We start from the raw sequence: 17,558 nt of genomic DNA, 5'->3' as shown, positions 1-17,558 counted from the left end.
AAAGGAGCTGTGACGTCATGTACAACCCCACAGTCGCCCGGCTCACCTACCGGGCCCTGCTCGGCAGGCGCCGGGCCGCGATCCTCTTCCTGCTGCCTGCTCTGCTGATCGTCATCGCGGCTGCCGTCCGTGCTTTCAACGGCGCGGACGACCAGGTCGCGTCGGACGTGCTGGGCGGCTTCGCCATCGCCACGATGGTGCCGCTGATCGGTGTGATCGCCGGGACCGGCGCGATCGGACCGGAGATCGACGACGGCTCGATCGTCTATCTGCTGTCCAAGCCGCTGAAGCGGCCGACGATCATCTTCACCAAACTGATCGTGGCCATCGCCGTGACCATGGCCTTCTCCGCGATCCCCACCTTCATCGCCGGTTACATCCTCAACGGCAACGGACAGCAGATAGCGGTTGCCTACACCGTCGCGGCGCTCGTCGCCTCGATCGCGTACAGCGCGCTCTTCCTGCTGCTCGGCACGGTCAGCCGGCACGCGGTGGTCATAGGACTCGTGTACGCACTGGTCTGGGAGGCGCTCTTCGGCAGCCTGGTGGCGGGCGCGCGGACGCTCAGCGTCCAGCAGTGGGCGCTGGCGCTCGCCCAGAAGATCGGCGGCGGGGGCACGATCACCTCGGACGTCGGACTGCCGCTGGCGGTGAGCCTGCTCGCGGGGGTCACGGTGCTCGCGACCTGGTACGCGGGCCAGAAATTGCGGACGCTGACGCTCGCGGGCGAGGAGTGACCGCGCGGACCGCGCGTACGGCAACCCCCGCCCCGTGGGCGGGGGTTGCCGCGTAACTGTACGGTTATCGGCTCGTTGTTCAGCGTGCGTGGAGGCAACTGGAGTTCGTAACGTCGAGCGTTCGTGAAACTGAGGATTGCCGGTGGCGGATCGAAAGCCGCACCGGTCATGGGATGAGTAGCCACCGTGAGCCGACCTCCACCCCTGAAGCCCGGGGAGAGGGCCGACCATCATCGGTTTCACGAAGTGGAAGGCATACCCATGCCACCAGAAGGTGCTCTGCTCGAATCGCGCTCGATGCGCGACAGCGTCATGGGGCGGATAGACGCGCTCGACAAGGTCAAGGCGCTACGGCTGCTGCCGGACGGCGTACACATCACGACGGAGGGCGTCGCACGCTACTTCGAAATCCACAGGGAGGCCGTGCACAGTGTCGTCAAGCGTCACCGCGACGAGTTGCACGCCAACGGAATGATCACCCTGAAGGGCTCTGACCTGCAGGATTTCGAAATGGCCAACTTGGCCACTTCAGCTGACGGCGCCCCCGTGAGTTATCCACAGGGGCGAGCACACCTGCGGCTGTTCACCCGCCGGGCCGTGCTCAACATCGCGATGCTGCTGCGCGACAGCGACATCGCCCGCTGCGTCCGTACGTATCTCCTCGACGCCGAGGACGATCTTCGTAAGGGCTACGCGAACCTCGACCGGCGGGTGACCGATGTCGAGACCTGCCTCGGCGGGGTCGGCGTCGCGCTCCAGGAGCTGGGGCCGGTTCTGCACCGGATGTCGTACCGGCTCGACAGCCTGGACCGGCGGCTCGACGCCACCAATCAGGTCGTCGCGGCCATCAGCAACCGGCTGTGCCAGATGTCCGAGGACATCAACCGCGTGGACGCCCGGGTGGACGATGTCGTCCACCAGCTGAGGGACCTGCGCCGGGGCCGTAAGCGCCGCTGATCCAGGGCCTGTGCTCGCCGGCTGGATCCGCCGGCGAGCACAGGTCACGTCAGGAATATTCGATGGCGCCGAAGCGGCGCCCCGGGCACAGTAGTTGTGTCAGGGCACACCACAGGACCGGGAGGGGAACACGGCGATGACCGGGAGTCCGAGTCCGTCGAGTTCCCCGTAGGGCAGCACCGCGCAGGCACCGGAGTAGCCATCACCACTCCGCGCAGCCGCCGGCGCACTGCCCGGGGGCGGCCGCTTCGAGCGCGCATCCGCGCGGGCCGCCCCTCCCGGAGGATTGGCCGAGCGGTACGGCAGAGCCCGCACGGTGTGTGCACACCGACCGGACACCCGCCGGACAGCCCTTAGCCCAGCAGCAGCTTCTCCAGCACCATCGCGATGCCGTCGTCCTCGTTCGAGGCCGTGACCTCGTCCGCCACGGCCTTCAGGTCTTCGTGCGCGTTCGCCATCGCCACGCCGTGCCGCGCCCAGCCGAACATCGGGATGTCGTTCGGCATATCGCCGAACGCGATCGTGTCCGCCGCTTTGACGCCGAGGCGACGCGCGGCCAGCGAGAGCCCGGTGGCCTTGCTCAGACCCAGCGGCAGGATCTCCACGACGCCCGCCCCCGCCATCACCACAGCCACGAGGCTGCCGGCCGTCGCCCGCGCCGCCAGCGCCAGCGCGTCGTCGTCCAGCTCCGGATGCTGGATGTACACCTTGTTGAGGGGCGCCGACCACAGCTCAGCCGGATCATCAACGACCAACGCGGGGAGCGGCCCTTCCTGCACCCGGTACCCGGGGCCGACCAGCACGTCACCGTCCAGACCGTCCCGGCTCACGGCCAGCGCCAGCGGGCCGATCTCCGCCTCGATCTTGGAGATCGCCAGCGCGGCCAGCTGCCGGTCCAGCGTCACCGAGGTCAGCAGCTTGTGTTCGCCCGCGTGATAGACCTGCGCGCCCTGGCCGCACACCGCGAGGCCGTCGTATCCCAGGTCGTCCAGGATGTGCCGGGTCCAGGGCACCGCACGCCCGGTGACGATGATGTGCGCGGCGCCCGCCGCGGTGGCCGCGGCGAGCGCTTCCCGCGTGCGCGCGGAGACCGTGTGGTCCTCGCCCAGGAGCGTGCCGTCGAGGTCCGTCGCGACGAGCTTGTACGGAAACGACGGCTGGAACGACTGCTGGAACGACTGCGCGGACGAGGGTACGGGCGACGCCGCAGGCGGCTCCGCGGAGGCAGGGCCGGTGCTCACTTGGCGATCGGCTCCAGCACCTCACGGCCGCCCAGATACGGACGCAGCACCTCGGGCACCCACACCGAACCGTCGGCCTGCTGGTGGTTCTCCAGGAGCGCCACGATCGTGCGCGGTACGGCGCAGAGCGTGCCGTTCAGCGTCGCCAGCGGCTTGACCTGCTTGCCGTCCCGCATCCGGACGGAGAGCCGGCGTGCCTGGAAGCTGTCGCAGTTGGAGGCGGAGGTCAGCTCGCGGTACTTGCCCTGCGTGGGGATCCACGCCTCACAGTCGAATTTGCGCGTGGCCGAGGCGCCCAGGTCACCCGAGGCGACATCGATCACCTGGAAGGGCAGCCGGAGGCCGGTCAGCCACTGCTTCTCCCAGTCCAGCAGCCGCTGGTGCTCGGAGAGCGCTTCCGCCGGGTCGACGTACGAGAACATCTCGACCTTGTCGAACTGGTGGACGCGGAAGATGCCCCGGGTGTCCTTGCCATACGTACCGGCCTCGCGGCGGAAGCACGGCGAGAAGCCCGCGTACCGCAGGGGCAGCTTGCCGGCGTCGATGATCTCGTCCATGTGGTACGCGGCGAGCGGCACCTCTGACGTACCGACCAGGTAGTAGTCGTCCTTCTCCAGGTGGTACACGTTCTCCGCGGCCTGGCCGAGGAAGCCCGTGCCCTCCATGGCGCGCGGGCGGACCAGCGCCGGTGTGAGCATCGGGATGAAGCCGGCCTCGGTGGCCTGCGCGATAGCCGCGTTGACGAGAGCGAGCTCCAGCAGCGCGCCGACGCCCGTCAGGTAGTAGAACCGCGATCCGGACACCTTGGCGCCGCGCTCGACGTCGATGGCGCCGAGCGCCTCGCCGAGCTCCAGGTGGTCCTTGGGCTCGAAGCCCTCCGCCGCGAAGTCGCGGATCGTGCCGTGCGTCTCCAGGACGACGAAGTCCTCCTCGCCGCCGACGGGGACGTCGGGGTGGACGACATTGCCGAGCTGGAGAAGCAGCTGCTTTGCCTCGTCGTCGGCCTCATGCTGCTCCGCGTCGGCCGCCTTGACGTCGGCCTTGAGCTGCTCCGCCTTCTTGAGCAGCTCCGCCTTCTCTTCGGCGGAAGCCTTGGGGATCAGCTTGCCGAGCGACTTCTGCTCGGAGCGGAGCTCGTCGAAGCGGACGCCGGACGACCTGCGCCGCTCATCGGCGGAGAGCAGGGCGTCGACAAGCGCGACGTCCTCTCCACGGGCGCGCTGGGAGGCGCGCACACGGTCGGGGTCCTCACGAAGCAGGCGAAGGTCAATCACCCCACCAGGCTACCGGTGCGCGCCGACACCGCCCCACTCGATATCGACAGGCGTTCCGCTTTGTCCTGAATGACGCGATTGGGAAAGCTGTCGGGAAATCCTCAGCCGCTCACCTGCCGTTCGTCAATAAAGAGGATTCCCTTCCCCGGAAGGAGGTGTTCCGGCGCCGTTCCCTTGACCCACTTCCCTTGCGGGAGACGGGACTTGGGTCGAGCGCGGTCTAGCTTGTCCACAGAAACGCGCAAGCTACGGAAAGTTATCCACAGGTTGTGTGGAAGATCTGTGGATCGCGAAACGGATCGCTCTGAATGCCTGGAGTGGGCCGGAGAATTACCTCGTAAACCCACTTCACACACTCATTCGGGTGGGAATTACTCGCTCTAACGAGTTGATCACTGGAATTGAGGTGACACGGGGCGACCTGGTGGCCTGTGGATGGAAGTGGGAGACCTGGAGCGATTTGTCGACTGTGTCGGCTTGTGTTGTCGACTTGTCCCCAGGTTGCAGATAAGCCTGTGGATAACTTCGGGTTCTATCCACAGCCCCCAGTCGCAGCCGTCAGGCGCGCCCGTCCTGGCTGCGTGCCAGCCAGTCCGCCGCCTCGATGAACTCCGCGTCCGAGGTCCCGGGCCGCAGTGTCCGTACGTCCGCCGGTGACATCCCGGCCCGCGGGTACGACCCGAGGAACCGCACCTTGGGACAGATCCGCTTCAGCCCCATCAGCGCCTCGCCCACCCGCCGGTCCGAGATATGGCCCTCGGCGTCCACGGCGAAGCAGTAATTACCGATTCCCGCGCCCGTCGGGCGCGACTGGATCAGCATCAGGTTGACCCCGCGCACCGCGAACTCCTGGAGGAGTTCGAGCAGCGCGCCCGGGTGGTCGTCGCCCAGCCAGATGACCACCGAGGTCTTGTCCGCGCCCGTCGGGGACGCCGGCCGCGCGGGCCGGCCCACCAGGACGAAGCGCGTCTCCGCGTTCTCCGCGTCGTGGATCGCGGTGACCAGCGGCTCGAGACCGTAGGTCGCGGCCGCGAACTCGCCCGCGAAGGCCGCGTCGAACCGGCCCTCCTGCACCAGCCGGGCCCCGTCCGCGTTCGACGCGGCCGACTCCCACAGCGCGTCCGGCAGATGCGTTCGCAGCCAGTTCCGTACCTGCGGCTGGGCGACCGGATGGCCGGTCACCGTCTTCACGTCGGAGAGCTTCGTCCCCGGCCGTACGAGCAGCGCGAAGGTGATCGGCAGCAGCACCTCGCGGTAGATCATCAGCGGTGCGCCGGAGGCGAGTTCGTCGAGGGTCGCGGTGACCCCGCCCTCCACCGAGTTCTCGATCGGTACGAGTGCGGCGGCGGCGTCCCCGTTCCGTACGGCATCGAGGGCCGCCGGTACGGACACCATCGGGACGAGCTCCCGTGTGGCGGCTTCCGGAAGCGTACGGAGGGCGGCTTCCGTGAAAGTGCCCTCAGGGCCGAGATACGTGTAGCGCGTGGCCGACATACGGTCACCCTAGTGGGCCGACGGCCGTCATGAATCCGGACTCAGGAACCCCGAGGTCGGAGGCGTGCGGACTCAGGACTCCAGGAGCCGCTGGCCCACGTACTCTCCCTGCCGCGCACCGCCTGGCACCGCGAACAGCCCGCTCGCCTCGTGCCGGATGAACGCCGACAGCGCGTCCCCCCGGTCGAGCTTGCGCTGCACCGGTACGAATCCCTTGAGCGGATCGGCCTGCCAGCAGACGAAGAGCAGCCCCGCGTCGGGAGTCCCGTCCGCGGCGATGCCGTCGTGGAAGGAGAAGGGTCGGCGCAGCATCGCGGCCCCGCCGTTGGCCTCCGGCGCCGAGATCCGGGCGTGCGCGTTGGCCGCGATGACGAGCTTGCCGTCGGATCCCGTCCGGTCGAGGGCCGGCTCGGTGGTCTCCGTGCCGCCGGTGAGGGGGGCGCCGTCGGACTTGCGCCGGCCGATGACCTGTTCCTGCTTGCCGAGCGGGAGTCTCTCCCAGTCGTCGAGGAGCATGCGGATGCGCCGTACGACGGCATAGGAGCCGCCCGCCATCCAGTCCGGGGTGCCGGCCGCCGGGGTCGCGGGGACGAAGATCCGCCGGTCGAAGTCCGGTTCGGATGGCTTGGGATTGCCTGTGCCGTCGATCTGGCCCATCAGATTGCGGCTGGTCATGGGGTGCTGGGTCGCGCCGGGTGAGCGGTTGAACCCGTTCATCTGCCAGCGCACCCGGGCCGCCGTGCCCGCGTCCTTCTGGAGCGTTCGCAGGGCGTGGAAGGCGACGAGCGCGTCGTCGGCGCCTATCTGGATCCAGAGGTCGCCGTCGCTGCGCGCGGCGTCGAGGTGGTCGGAGGAGAAGGCGGGCAGCGGGTCCAGGGCGGTGGGGCGGCGGTCGGCCAGATCTGTGCGGTCGAAGAAGGTACGGCCGAAACCGAAGGTCACGGTGAGGGATGACGGTCCGGCGTCCAGGGCGATGCCGGTGTCGTGGCCGCCGGCCTGGCCTCCGGCCGGTTCGCCGGCCATCATCGCCCGGGCCGAGGCCGACCAGCGCCGCAGCAGCGCGGCGGCTTCCTTGCGTCCCGCGCCGGGGGCCAGGTCGAAGGCGATGAGGTGGCCGCGGGCGTGTGACGGCGTGGTGATCCCGGCTTGGTGCGCGCCGTGGAAGGGGACGGAGTCCGCGCCGAGGCTGGTCAGCGCGGGCGCGGGCTCCGGGCGGCCGACGGCGTACGCGGTGGCTCCGCCCGCCGCTCCGAGCGCCAGTCCGGTGGCTCCGGCGGCGCCCACGGTGCCGAGCAGCCGCCGCCTGGAGATGGCGGTGAGGGGGGCGCGGCCGCTCCCGTCGTCCTGGCGGTCGTCGCCGTCCTGATGGCGGCCGCTCCCGTCCTCATGGTCGTCCCGGACGTCCTGGGGGTTTCGCTCTTCGTGATTCTGTCGGGTCTTGCTCAAGGGGTCAGCCGATCTTCACGGTCTTGTCGAGGGTCGTCTGGTCGATGTCGGAGGTCCGTACGGTCACCTGGAGGTGCCAGTCGCCCGGCATGGGGATCTGTACGCCGTCCGCGCTCCAGTGTCCGGGAGCGAAGCGGTCGGGAACGACCGGCAGTGGGCCGATCTTCTGGGAGGTGAGGGTGAAGGCGGCCTTCACCTCGGGCACGTCCAGCGGCTGTTCGTCGGGGCCGTCGACGTAGATGTGCATCACATTGGCGCCGGAGCGTCCGGGGTCGAGGGTGAGCCGTACGGTGCCCTTGCCGTTCGGGCCGCGGGTGTCGAAGGGCAGGCTGAGGTCGAGGGGCCCCTGGGTCGCGGGGGCGGTGGCGGCCGAGCCGCCCGTCCGGCTCGCCTCCTGCTCGGCGGTCCGGCCCGGCTCGGTGGACGTCAGTACGGTCGTGACGGCGAGGAGCACCACGGCGACCCCGGCCTCGGCCAGCACGGAGCGGCGCAGTCCGGTCCGCTCGGGGTCGGCGTCCCGGATCCGCTTCTGGCGTGCGCTCGCCAGTGCGGCCTGCTGGCGGGCGAGTTGGGTAACTCTTTCACTGTCACGTTGAACGGTCGTCGCCGCGACGGTTTCGGCCCCGGTCCCCCTCCCGGTCTCCGATTCCGTCGCGGCTTCGGCTTCGCTGTCCCGCTCGGTCTCCGCAGCGGGTTCATCCCTCGCGGCGGCCTCGGCTTCGGCGCCGACCTCGGCACCGGCCTTCGCCGCACCCTCCGACCGCTGTCCCAGCCGCCCTGTCCATCGCCGTGAGAACCAGGCGATCCCTACCAGTACGGCGACGAGCCCGACCTTCACCAACAGGAGCTGCCCGTATGACGTATCCCAGAGCGCCGACCACGATCCGACCTGCCGCCAGGACTGGTAGAGCCCGGTCGCGGTGAGTACCACGACGCTGATGAAGGCGGTGCGGGAGAAGCGCAGCACGGCCGCGCTCTCGATGACGGGCGCCTGATAGAGGGCGACGAGCAGTGCCGTAAGCCCGCCGAGCCAGGTTGCCACCGCCAGCAGATGCAGGACGTCCACCGGCATGGCGAGCGCGGTCTGGATCCCGGTCGAGGCGTGTTCGGCGAGCGCCCATGTTCCGGCGATCCCGGCTGCGACGACCGTGCCGCCGATGGCGAGCCCGAAGGTGAGGTCCTTCCTCTCCTTGCTCTCCTCCTCGTCCCGTGGCGCTTCCCGCTTGGCGTACGCGCCGAAGAGGACAGCGACGAAGAGTGCGGCGGCGCCGAGGAGTAGCAGCCGGGAGACGAGGGCGGCTCCGGTTTTGGTGGCGAGGACGGCTTGGAGTGCGCCGAGGTCGAAGGCGTCGCCCAGTTGGCCCGAGCCGGTGTACGGGTTGCGCAGGAGCAGCATGACGAGTGTGGCCGCGGTGAGGGTGATCCAGCCCTGGACGACGAGCCGTTGCAGGGGCCGTACGGAAGCTCCGCGCGGCCAGCAGCCGAGGATGAAGGCGGCGCCGCCGACGAGCAGGATGAAGCCGGCGTACGAGAGGTAGCGCGCGGCGCCGTACAGGGTGCCGACGAGTCCGCCGCCGGCTTCTTCGGTGGGCACGACGGCAGTGGTCTCGGAGGGCGCTCCGATGGAGAAGGTGAAGGCGCCCGAGACGGGATGGCTGTCGGCGGAGACGGCCTGCCAGGCGACGGTGTAGGTGCCGTCGGGCAGTCCGGCGTGCAGGTCGATGCCGTACCGGACGGTGCCACCGCCGCCCAGGTCGCGGGTCTTGCCGGTGTCGGCCCGCTTGTTGCCGGGGTCGAGAACGCGGATCGAGTTGTCGCCCATGGCGACCTGTTCGGAGAAGGTGAGGGTGATGTCCTTGGGAGCGGCGGCGACCACCGCCCCGTCCTCGGGGGTGCTCCCGGTCAGTGCGGCGTGCGCCGACGCCGTGCCGGAGAGCACGGTGAGGACGGCGCCGAGAAGGACGGTGGTGACGAGCAGCAGTCGCACGAAGGGTGCGGCTCCGAAGCGCGGGGCAGTGGCTGTCATAACGTCTCAGTCCCTCAGTGCTGGGCCGGGTTGTAGGTGGTCTCCTTCACGGGAAGCTCGACCGTTATGGGGTCGGTCTTCTCGAAGTGCAGTTCGATGTCGACCTTCTGGCCCACCTCGGGCCGCTGCTTGAGCTTCGCGAACATGATGTGGCTGCCACCGCGTTCGAGTTGCAGTTCGCCGCCGGCCGGGATGTCGAAGGACGTCACCTCCCGCATTTTCTGGCTCTCGGTCGTGTGGATCGTGATGTCGTCGGAGAGATCGCTGGTGACCGAGGTGAGCTTGTCGGCGGCGTCACCGCTGTTGGTGACGACGATGAAGCCCGCCGCGAGGTCGCTGACCGGGCGCGGCATATAGCCCCCGCTGACTTTCAGCTCGGGCCTGTCGCCGGAGGAGGCGGATGAAGAAGAGGAATCGGAGGAGCAGCCGGCCAGTGCCAGCGCGGCCGTGAGGAAGACGACGAGCGCGACGGGGGCTCGGCGGTTCACGGGTTCTCCCCCCTGATGATCTTCGGCAGGTCCTTGGCGTAGTCGTCCGAGGAGGCGTCCTCGCCGTACAGGACGTAGCCGGCATCGGTCTTCGGGGAGAACGCGACGACCTGGGCGCCGTGCATGGAGACGACGGTGCCGTCCTTGTCCTTCGTGGCCGGGTCGATGCCGATGCCGATCTGGCGGGCGCCCGCCTGGATGGTGGCGAAGTCGCCGGTGAGTCCGGTGAAGGACGGATCGCCTGCGCTGGGCAGCCACTTGGCGAGTTCGGCGGAGGTGTCCCGCTCGGGATCGGTGGTGACGAAGACGACCTGGAGCTTGTCCTGGTCGGCCTGGGGAAGTGACTTCTTGGCGATGGCGATGTTGCTCATCGTCAGGGGGCAGACGTCCGGGCAGTTGGTGTAGCCGAAGTAGATCAGCGTCGGCTTGCCCTTGGTCTGCTCGCGGAAGTCGTAGGTCTTCCCCTTGGTGTCCTTGAGGACGAGGTTCGGCTTCTTGAAGGGCGTGTCGAGTACGGTCGCGGCTTTGGTCTTGCCCTGGGTGGAGACGTCGGCGACCGCCTTCGCGGAGTCGTCGGCGCTGCCGCAGGCGGTGAGGGTGAGCGCTGTCACCGCGGCGAGGGCGGCGGCTGCGGTCAGGGTCTTCTTGCGCATGGGGATATTTCCTGGTTGTGGTGTGCGGGGCACCGACACGCGGGGCCGGGGTGTCCCGGCCTCGCGTGCCTCAGGTGCGTGGTGCCTGTTGCGTGGTGCTGCTGTGTCAGGCGGCGGTACGGCGCCGGCCGGCCAGGACCCCGAAGGCCACCCCGACCACGCCGACGACGATGCCGACGATGCCGAGGACACGGGCGGTGCCGTCGCTGCTCTCCGCGGAGGCATTCTCGGTCTTCGCGTCGTCCGTCTTCGTCCCGCCGGTCTTCGCGTCGTCCTTCGAGGCGGTCTCGGCGGTGGCCTCGTCGGCCGCGGCGCCGTGCTCGTCCCCGGTGGCCGCGGTCAGCTTGAGGACGGGCGCCGGGCTCTCGGGCTCGGGCGCGCCTTCCTTGGGCTCCTCGATCCAGCGGACGACGTCCTTGTTGTCGTACGTCTGGAGGGCTTTGAAGACCAGCTGGTCGGCGTCCTCGGGGAGCTGTCCGACGGAGAGCGGGAACTGCTGGAACTGTCCCGGTCCGATCTTGCCGCCGTCCGCGGTCCAGGTGACCTTGGAGACGGCCTCGGTGATGGTGTTGCCGTGCATCTCCAGCGGCTTGGCGAGCTTGCTCTTGGTGACGACGATCTTCCAGCCGGGCACGGGCTGCGGCATGACGGACGCCAGCGGGTGGTCGGTCGGGAAGTTCACCTCGACCTTGGTGGTGGAGGAGTCGTCGCGCTCGTTGGGGACCTTGAAGTTGATCGTGGCGTAGCCGCCCTTGGCGGCCTCGCCCTGCGGCTGCACGCTGACGTGCGCGGAGGCGGGGCCCGCCAGCAGCAGAAGGGCGGTGGTGGCGAGGGAGCCGGCGACAAAGGCGCGAGTGACGTTCTTGGCTGAGAACACAGAACACTCCACGGTGTGAAGGGAGAAGGTGATCAGGCTGGGACGCCGCGACGCGGATGCGTGACGGCATCGCGACATCACTCCCGTCCGTGCGGAGTGCGTCGCGTCAGGCTGCGAGAGCGAGGCCGGCCGGAGGGCCGCGCCTGATCACCGTGTGCTGGAGTGTCTCCCCGGCCGGTACCGGGGGAGTGCCGTACGAAGCGTGCGGGGCGCGCGCCTCGGGGGCGGGTACGCCGGGCAGTCCGGCGCGCAGGACCCGTACGAGAGCGAGGGCGGCGCGCAGGGCGCGCAGCGGCGCGCTTTCCGTGACTTCGCCGATGCCGTGCGCCGAGAGCTGGGCGAGGCGCAGAAGGGCGAGATCCCCGCGGCGGAGCAGCCAGCCGGTCGCGAGGGCGGCCAGCAGGTGCCCGAGCACCATGGGGAGGGAGGGCAGCAGTCCGTCGGCGGAGGCCGCGGGGCCGATCATGGGCGCCAGGCCCGGGGTCATGTGCTGATGGGCGCTTGCCGAACCCGGCGGAGTGATCCCCGCGTTGGTGACGATCCGCTGGGCGTCGAGAGGGCTCAGCGAGACGGGGCCCGCTCCGCAGACCAGTTTGGCGGCCATTCTGATCAGCGCGTCGTCGGTGCCGGCCGGCACCGACAGGTGCTGCTGGCCGACGCCGAACACGCTGTGCAGGGCGAGTTGCCCGCCCGTCAGGGCGGCCACGATGGATGCCGTCGAGCGCGTGCGTCCGGCGAGCGGAGCGGCGACGGCGAACACACCCAGGAAGCCGAGGACCAGGGTCCACCAGGGGACGGGCGCGCACGCGGCCAGTACGTGTCCCGTCGCGGACAGCACGACACAGACCGCGGTGAACACCGCGGCCCTCAGCAGCCGCGGAGCGGCTCCGGCACGTGCGACGGGAGACATGGCCGGGTCATCATCGCACTGCGGCCGCGGGCGCCGGAGGGCAGGTCCGGAAGGTCACGCTCTGTCCCCCGCGCCGCCGTACATCGCCGTGCGCCGCACACGCGTCCGCCGAATGAGCGCTATCACGCCAACCGCGTGCTTACAACCCGCCGGGAGGGGCAATACGTATCGGTATGTCAAGCGGCAGCCAGGAGGCTGGAGCATGAGCATCTGGTGGTCACTCCACTTGCGGCGCGAAGCCGCGAGCGTTCCGCTCGCCCGTCGCCTTCTGCTCGGCGCCATGGAGACCGCGGGTGTGGACCCTGACATCTCTTACGACCTGTCCGTCGCCCTCACCGAAGCCTGTGCGAATGCCGTCGAGCACGGCGGGGACGGAGCGTCCGGTGAGGCTCCTGGGGGCTTCCGGGTGACCGCGTATCTGGACGGGGAGAAGTGCCGTATCGAAGTGGCCGATTCCGGTCCGGGGTTTCCGGCCCGGCGGATGGTGCGGCGTGCCACGCCCGTGCCTCCTCCCACGGCTGAGAACGGCAGGGGGCTGTGTCTGATCGAGCAGCTCGCCGATCATGTGGATTTCCGTAACCGGCCGGGGCACGGCGCGGTGGTCAGCTTCGACAAGATCCTGAAATGGCGGGAGGGCGCCCTGCGGGAGGACGCCCTGCTCGGAGCCGTGTGAGCTCGGAGCGGAGCGCCCTCCGGCGCGGCACCGGCGCATGGGATCGGGGTGCTGCACCGGGGTGTGAACGCCGGTGCAAGACTCCGCCCGGGCGCGGCAGGTCCGGTCAGGCCTGCTTGAGGCCGGCCATCCAGGCCTCGACCTCGTCGGCCTGACGCGGCAGCCCGGCGGACAGGTTCCGGTTGCCGTCCTCCGTGACCACGATGTCGTCCTCGATCCGGACGCCGATGCCGCGGTACTCCTCGGGCACGGTCAGATCGTCGGCCTGGAAGTAGAGCCCCGGCTCGACGGTGAGGCACATCCCGGGCTCCAGCGTCCCGTCCACGTACGCCTCCCTGCGCGCGGCCGCGCAGTCATGGACGTCCAGGCCGAGCATGTGGCCGGTGCCGTGCAGGGTCCAGCGGCGCTGGAGCCCCAGCTCCAGGACCTTCTCGACCGGACCCTCCAGCAGACCCCACTCGACGAGCTTCTCGGCGAGGACGTGCTGCGAGGCGTCATGGAAGTCGCGGTACTTCGCGCCGGGCCGCACCGCCGCGATGCCGGCTTCCTGCGACTCGTACACCGCGTCGTAGATCTTCCGCTGGATCTCGCTGTAGCGGCCGTCGATTGGCAGCGTGCGCGTGACATCGGCGGTGTAGAGGGTGTGCGTCTCCACGCCGGCGTCGAGCAGCAGCAGGTCGCCGGGGCGTACGTCGCCGTCGTTGCGTACCCAGTGCAGGGTGGTGGCGTGCGGTCCCGCCGCGCAGATCGAGCCGTAGCCGATGTCGTTGCCCTCGACACGGGCGCGCAGGAAGAACGTGCCCTCGATGTAGCGCTCGCTGGTCGCCTCGGCCTTGTCGAGGATCTTCACGACGTCCTCGAAGCCCCGGACGGTGGAGTCCACGGCCTTCTGCAGCTCGCCGATCTCGAACGCGTCCTTCACGGCGCGCGCCTCGGAGAGGTACACGCGCAGCTCTTCGTCGCGCTCGGCGGTGACCTTGTCGGTCAGCGCGGCCTCGACGCCGGCGTCGTGCCCCCGGACGTTACGGACGGAGCCCGTGGCGTCCTTGAGGGCGGCGGCCAGCTCGCGTACGTCCTTGGCGGGGATGCCCAGCACCTGCTCCGCCTCGGCGAGGGAGTGCCGGCGGCCGACCCACAGCTCGCCCTGGCCGTCGAGCCAGAACTCGCCGTTCTCACGGTTGGAGCGCGGCAGCAGATAGACCGTCGCGTCGTGCCCGTCGATCTTCGGTTCCAGTACGAGGACGCCGTCCTGGGTCTGGTCGCCGGTGAGGTACGCGTACTCGGTGGAGGCGCGGAAGGCGTACTCGGTGTCGTTGGACCGGGTCTTGAGGTTGCCCGCGGGGATCACCAGCCGCTCGCCCGGGAAGCGCGCGGAGAGAGCCGCGCGGCGGGCGGCGGTGTGGGACGCCTGCGCGATCGGCTCCAGGCCGTGCAACTCGGTGTCGGCCCAGCCTGACTTCATGTTCTCTGCGAGCTCGTCGGACACGCCCGGGTACAGTCCGTTCTTCCGCTGCTTGATCGGCTCTTCTTCTGTTTCCGAGGTCTCCGGGGTCTCCGGATTGAGCTCCTCAGCCACGTCTTCTCCTCATACGGCTACGAAACTGGACGGTCTTTCCATCGTATGTGCGAAGGGAACACGGCCCGGGGCCCTTGTGAGGAATCCGTCAGGAGTCAGTCAAACCGGGCGGCGAGCAGCACGATGTCATCACCCGAACCGGCCGCGCCGAGCCCGTCCGGCAGTACGGTCCGCAGCACATGGTCGGCGACCGCGCCGGGATCGCCCCTGAGGGCCCTGGGCACGCTCGCCGCGGCGGCGCGCAGCCGGGCGAAGGCCCGGTCCATGGGATCGCCGGTACGCCGCAGCAGCCCGTCCGTGTAGAGCAGCACCGTTTCGCCCGGTGCGGGAAACAGCTCCACGCTCGGCGCCTCCCAGCAGGCGAGCATTCCCAGTGGCGCGGACAGCGACGTCTCGACGAACTCGGTGCGCCGCTCTCCGACGATCAGCGGCGGGGCGTGCCCGGCCCCGGCCAGCACGATCTTGCGCAGGGCGGGTTCGGCGTAGGCGAAGAGGGCGGTGGCCGTACGCGCGGGGTCGGTCAGCCGCAGCAGCATCTCCAGATCGGAGAGTACGGCGACGGGGTCCTCGCCCTCCATCACGGCGTACGCCCGCAAAGAGGCGCGCAGCCGTCCCATCGCGGCCACCGCGCTGGGCCCCGAACCGCTGACCGAGCCGACGGCCAGGCCCAGGGTGCCTTCGGGCAGCGGCAGCGCGTCGTACCAGTCACCGCCGCCGCGCGGTCCCGTGCGATGGCGCGCGGCGAGCTGTACGCCGGGGATCCGGGGCAGCCTGCTGGGGAGCAGCTCCTCGGTGATGACGGCCACGTGGGTACGGGCCCGTTCCAGCTCGAGCAGCCGGGCGAGCTGCGCGCCGGCGTACCGGGCGTAGAGACCGACCAGATGGCGCTGGCGCGCCACCGGTTCCGCGGGTTCGTCGTACAGCCAGACGGCCGCACCGAGCTTTCCGGAAGCCACGCCCGAAGCGCCCGACGCCCCCGACGTACCTGCCGCGCCCGACGTACCTGACGCGGTGTCATCCGCCAGCGGCACGGCGTAGCTCGCTCCGTAGCCCAGCCGCGCCGCGACGTCGCGCTGGCGCGGATCCAGTTCCGCGTCCCCGAGCAGATCGGGGACGGCCACGGGATCGGCCCGCGCGGTGGAGCTGTCGAGCAGTCGGCCGTACGAGGTGGCGCAGCGCGGCACGGTCTCCAGATGGCCGAGATCGGCGTGCGCGAGTCCCAGTCCGAGGGTGATGGCGGGCCCCAGGCCGTCGGCCGGTTCGAGAACGACCAGCCCCCGGCGTGCGCCTACCAGGGCCGCGCCGGCGCGCAGCAGTTCATGAAGTGCGTCATCCAGGGAACCTGTCCTGGCCAGGCGTTCAGTGAGTTCATGGAGGGTGGTCAGATCGGAGACCCAGCCGGCCAGCCGGTCCTGGATCAGCGTGCCCGGCGCGGCCGGGAGGTCGTCGAAGGGAGACGTAGTGTGCGCGGGGGCAGGGACGATGGGATCGATTCCAGCCACTTTCGGCATGTTCGGGGCGCTCATGACGTCCGGTCTTCCGACTGGTTCTTTTCGCTCAATAGCATCGCAAACCCCCATGTCATTCTGCGCGGCTATCAATACATCCACATGTACACGTACAACTGATGCAATGTCCAGCATTGTCAGGTCGGAATGGTAGGTGTCTGTGAGACGATTAACGTGACTGAAAAATGACCCCCCTCACGAGGTTTTACGATCGACTGAGGGCGCTCAACAGGGAGTCATCCAGGGCTGAGTTCGAACGCGGCCCGGGCGGAGCGTCATTCCGAACGTGATGGGTACGTAAACGGTGACGGACAGGGGCAGTTGGGACCGCCCCGGAACCTGGCGGCAGGTCCAGGCGTCTTAACCGCCGTAGGCCACGCCTCATCCCCCGGACTGGCGAGAAAAGTACAGCGGGACAACAAGCGCCATGCGCACGCCACCCCTCGCCACGCGTTTAATGAAGACAGTCCGTGCTCGGCCCAGGGACGGCGCGACGCGCCGCAGGCCAAGAGGGTCTGTCCATGCCTCCGGCAAGGGGCGGCTCAGCGTCGAATGTACGCACGGTGAAGTGATGCACACACATGGTGTCAGTGTCATGTGGACCTCGGCGTTCAACGGAAAGGAACGAGCGCTCATGCGCGAGATCCTCGGAAGGCGACGCAGGCTCCGATTCGGCAAGGGGAGGCCTGCCCAGCTCGACGCGGCGCTCACCTGCGCCACTGCGTGGAGATGGCCCGTACTCCCGGGCGCCGGTCTGAAGGCGGCTGACGGACGCGGTACGCGCGGCCCCGGCTGTGCCTGCCCCGACCTCGAATGCGTCGTACCCGGCGCGCACCCCTTCGACCCCGGACTGCTCGCGGCGACCACCGACGAGCGCATGGTGCGCTGGTGGTGGAACAACCGTCCTACGGCTCCGATCGTCATGGCCACCGGCGGCGGCGCCCCGTGCGCGGTGAGCCTGCCGGCCGTCGTCGGCGCTCGCGCGCTGGAGGAACTGGACCGGATGGGCATGCGGCTCGGGCCGGTCGTCGCGACGCCCACCCGCTGGTCGCTGCTGGTGGCCCCGTACACCCTCGAACGGCTCGGTGAGCTGCTCTACAGCAAGGACTGGGTGCCCAGTTCGCTGCGGTTCCACGGGGAGGGCGGCTATCTCGTACTGCCGCCGTCCGAGGCGGCCGGCGGACAGGTCCGCTGGGAGCGGGCGCCCCTGCCCGGCTCGGCGGCGCCATGGCTGCCGGATGTGGAGGCGGTCGTGGACGCGCTCGTCGAGGCGAGCACCAGCGCGCCGGACGGCGGCAGTCGGCTCGCGTACTGACAACTGTCCGTACCGCCACAGGGTTAGCCGCGTGAGAGATGTTCGCGCCCTGGTCCGGATCGATCCGGACCAGGGCGCTTCGCTCTTTCCGGAGACCGAGGAATACATGGCGGTGGCGGAGTTCACACCGTTCGGGGGCGGCGGCACCGGCGGCAGGATCGGATCGTTGCCGCAGCGGTCGGGGAGTAACTCCCCATGCGTGGTGGTCCGTTGACTCATCCGCCTGACGCGCCGCACTCCTTTGGGAACGCAGACGCCCGGTCGCTGGCGACGGGGGATGCACCAGCGACCGGGCTTCTAGAACGGTAACAAGAGATCGGCAGTTAGCAAATTCGATCCGGTGTATTCGGACAATGAATTACCGGCGGATACAGGGAGGTGTG

At 69.5% G+C, this 17,558-nt stretch carries 16 protein-coding genes; 5 read left to right on the top strand and 11 right to left on the bottom strand.

The genetic code is table 11. The features are described from left to right. Positions 1–17: 17 nt before the first annotated feature. Both ACFVWW_RS09115 and ACFVWW_RS09110 read left to right on the top strand, forming a co-directional pair. A complete protein-coding gene (locus ACFVWW_RS09115; RefSeq protein ID WP_384178124.1) occupies positions 18–737 on the top strand; it encodes an ABC transporter permease in 720 nt (239 codons plus the stop codon). Positions 738–998: 261 nt separating this feature from the next. Continuing rightward, positions 999–1,694 carry a hypothetical protein gene (locus ACFVWW_RS09110; protein ID WP_386876950.1) on the top strand — a complete coding sequence of 232 codons (696 nt, stop codon included), beginning with the start codon at positions 999–1,001 and terminating at the stop codon, positions 1,692–1,694. 353 nt (positions 1,695–2,047) lie between these two features. Here the strand turns inward: ACFVWW_RS09110 and ACFVWW_RS09105 are convergent, their stop codons facing one another. The 9 genes from ACFVWW_RS09105 to ACFVWW_RS09065 form a co-directional block, all read right to left on the bottom strand. Further along, positions 2,048–2,935, bottom strand: a complete 888-nt coding sequence (locus ACFVWW_RS09105) for an HAD family hydrolase (RefSeq protein WP_386876948.1) — start codon at positions 2,933–2,935, stop codon at positions 2,048–2,050. Further along, positions 2,932–4,209 carry a serine--tRNA ligase gene (gene serS, locus ACFVWW_RS09100; protein ID WP_386876947.1) on the bottom strand — a complete coding sequence of 426 codons (1,278 nt, stop codon included), beginning with the start codon at positions 4,207–4,209 and terminating at the stop codon, positions 2,932–2,934. The genes ACFVWW_RS09105 and serS overlap by 4 nt, the downstream gene beginning before the upstream one ends. Before the next feature lie 558 nt (positions 4,210–4,767). Further along, complete coding sequence (pheA, locus tag ACFVWW_RS09095; RefSeq protein WP_386876945.1) at positions 4,768–5,703, bottom strand: prephenate dehydratase; 936 nt, start codon at positions 5,701–5,703, stop codon at positions 4,768–4,770. A gap of 72 nt (positions 5,704–5,775) precedes the next feature. Then, positions 5,776–7,014 (bottom strand): iron uptake transporter deferrochelatase/peroxidase subunit, encoded by a 1,239-nt coding sequence (efeB, locus tag ACFVWW_RS09090; RefSeq protein WP_386877381.1) that lies wholly within the window; start codon positions 7,012–7,014, stop codon positions 5,776–5,778. Between the two features lie 139 nt (positions 7,015–7,153). Then, positions 7,154–9,175: a copper resistance CopC/CopD family protein gene (locus ACFVWW_RS09085; RefSeq protein WP_386876943.1), complete on the bottom strand. Its 2,022-nt coding sequence runs from the start codon at positions 9,173–9,175 to the stop codon at positions 7,154–7,156. 14 nt (positions 9,176–9,189) lie between these two features. Further along, complete coding sequence (locus ACFVWW_RS09080) at positions 9,190–9,663, bottom strand: copper chaperone PCu(A)C (protein WP_386876941.1); 474 nt, start codon at positions 9,661–9,663, stop codon at positions 9,190–9,192. Then, entirely contained in the window at positions 9,660–10,316 is a 657-nt protein-coding gene (locus ACFVWW_RS09075; protein ID WP_384178103.1) for an SCO family protein, read from the bottom strand. The genes ACFVWW_RS09080 and ACFVWW_RS09075 overlap by 4 nt, the downstream gene beginning before the upstream one ends. A 106-nt stretch (positions 10,317–10,422) precedes the next feature. Beyond that, positions 10,423–11,193 (bottom strand): YcnI family protein, encoded by a 771-nt coding sequence (locus ACFVWW_RS09070; protein WP_386876939.1) that lies wholly within the window; start codon positions 11,191–11,193, stop codon positions 10,423–10,425. A gap of 106 nt (positions 11,194–11,299) precedes the next feature. After that, complete coding sequence (locus tag ACFVWW_RS09065) at positions 11,300–12,103, bottom strand: hypothetical protein (protein WP_386876937.1); 804 nt, start codon at positions 12,101–12,103, stop codon at positions 11,300–11,302. 202 nt (positions 12,104–12,305) lie between these two features. Between ACFVWW_RS09065 and ACFVWW_RS09060 the strand changes: the two genes are divergently transcribed. Beyond that, positions 12,306–12,776: an ATP-binding protein gene (locus tag ACFVWW_RS09060; protein ID WP_386876935.1), complete on the top strand. Its 471-nt coding sequence runs from the start codon at positions 12,306–12,308 to the stop codon at positions 12,774–12,776. 106 nt (positions 12,777–12,882) lie between these two features. On the opposite strand, the gene ACFVWW_RS09055 is transcribed toward ACFVWW_RS09060, so the two are convergent. Next, positions 12,883–14,352 carry an aminopeptidase P family protein gene (locus tag ACFVWW_RS09055; RefSeq protein WP_386876933.1) on the bottom strand — a complete coding sequence of 490 codons (1,470 nt, stop codon included), beginning with the start codon at positions 14,350–14,352 and terminating at the stop codon, positions 12,883–12,885. Positions 14,353–14,447: 95 nt separating this feature from the next. After that, positions 14,448–15,995, bottom strand: coding sequence for a PP2C family protein-serine/threonine phosphatase (locus ACFVWW_RS09050; protein ID WP_386876931.1), 1,548 nt, complete (start codon positions 15,993–15,995; stop codon positions 14,448–14,450). Between the two features lie 499 nt (positions 15,996–16,494). On the opposite strand from ACFVWW_RS09050, the gene ACFVWW_RS09045 reads away from it, so the two are divergent. Together ACFVWW_RS09045 and ACFVWW_RS09040 are read left to right on the top strand one after the other, a co-directional pair. Further along, positions 16,495–17,175: a bifunctional DNA primase/polymerase gene (locus ACFVWW_RS09045; RefSeq protein WP_384178085.1), complete on the top strand. Its 681-nt coding sequence runs from the start codon at positions 16,495–16,497 to the stop codon at positions 17,173–17,175. Positions 17,176–17,206: 31 nt separating this feature from the next. Next, positions 17,207–17,389 carry a hypothetical protein gene (locus ACFVWW_RS09040; protein ID WP_386876929.1) on the top strand — a complete coding sequence of 61 codons (183 nt, stop codon included), beginning with the start codon at positions 17,207–17,209 and terminating at the stop codon, positions 17,387–17,389. The last annotated feature ends 169 nt before the right edge of the window (positions 17,390–17,558 follow it).

Source organism: Streptomyces sp. NPDC058198, from assembly GCF_042882605.1.
In the GTDB taxonomy this organism is placed as follows: Bacteria; Actinomycetota; Actinomycetes; order Streptomycetales; family Streptomycetaceae; genus Streptomyces.
This window is presented reverse-complemented; position numbering and strand designations above follow the sequence as displayed.

What these genes read in the sequence shown, in the direction of transcription:
- ACFVWW_RS09065 (WP_386876937.1), bottom strand. Translation starts at nt 12,103, where the DNA reads ATGTCTCCCGTCGCACGTGCCGGAGCCGCTCCGCGGCTGCTGAGGGCC.
- ACFVWW_RS09075 (WP_384178103.1), bottom strand. Translation starts at nt 10,316, where the DNA reads ATGCGCAAGAAGACCCTGACCGCAGCCGCCGCCCTCGCCGCGGTGACA.
- ACFVWW_RS09115 (WP_384178124.1), top strand. Translation starts at nt 18, where the DNA reads ATGTACAACCCCACAGTCGCCCGGCTCACCTACCGGGCCCTGCTCGGC.
- ACFVWW_RS09045 (WP_384178085.1), top strand. Translation starts at nt 16,495, where the DNA reads ATGCGCGAGATCCTCGGAAGGCGACGCAGGCTCCGATTCGGCAAGGGG.
- ACFVWW_RS09110 (WP_386876950.1), top strand. Translation starts at nt 999, where the DNA reads ATGCCACCAGAAGGTGCTCTGCTCGAATCGCGCTCGATGCGCGACAGC.
- ACFVWW_RS09060 (WP_386876935.1), top strand. Translation starts at nt 12,306, where the DNA reads ATGAGCATCTGGTGGTCACTCCACTTGCGGCGCGAAGCCGCGAGCGTT.
- ACFVWW_RS09085 (WP_386876943.1), bottom strand. Translation starts at nt 9,175, where the DNA reads ATGACAGCCACTGCCCCGCGCTTCGGAGCCGCACCCTTCGTGCGACTG.
- pheA (WP_386876945.1), bottom strand. Translation starts at nt 5,703, where the DNA reads ATGTCGGCCACGCGCTACACGTATCTCGGCCCTGAGGGCACTTTCACG.
- ACFVWW_RS09050 (WP_386876931.1), bottom strand. Translation starts at nt 15,995, where the DNA reads ATGCTGGACATTGCATCAGTTGTACGTGTACATGTGGATGTATTGATA.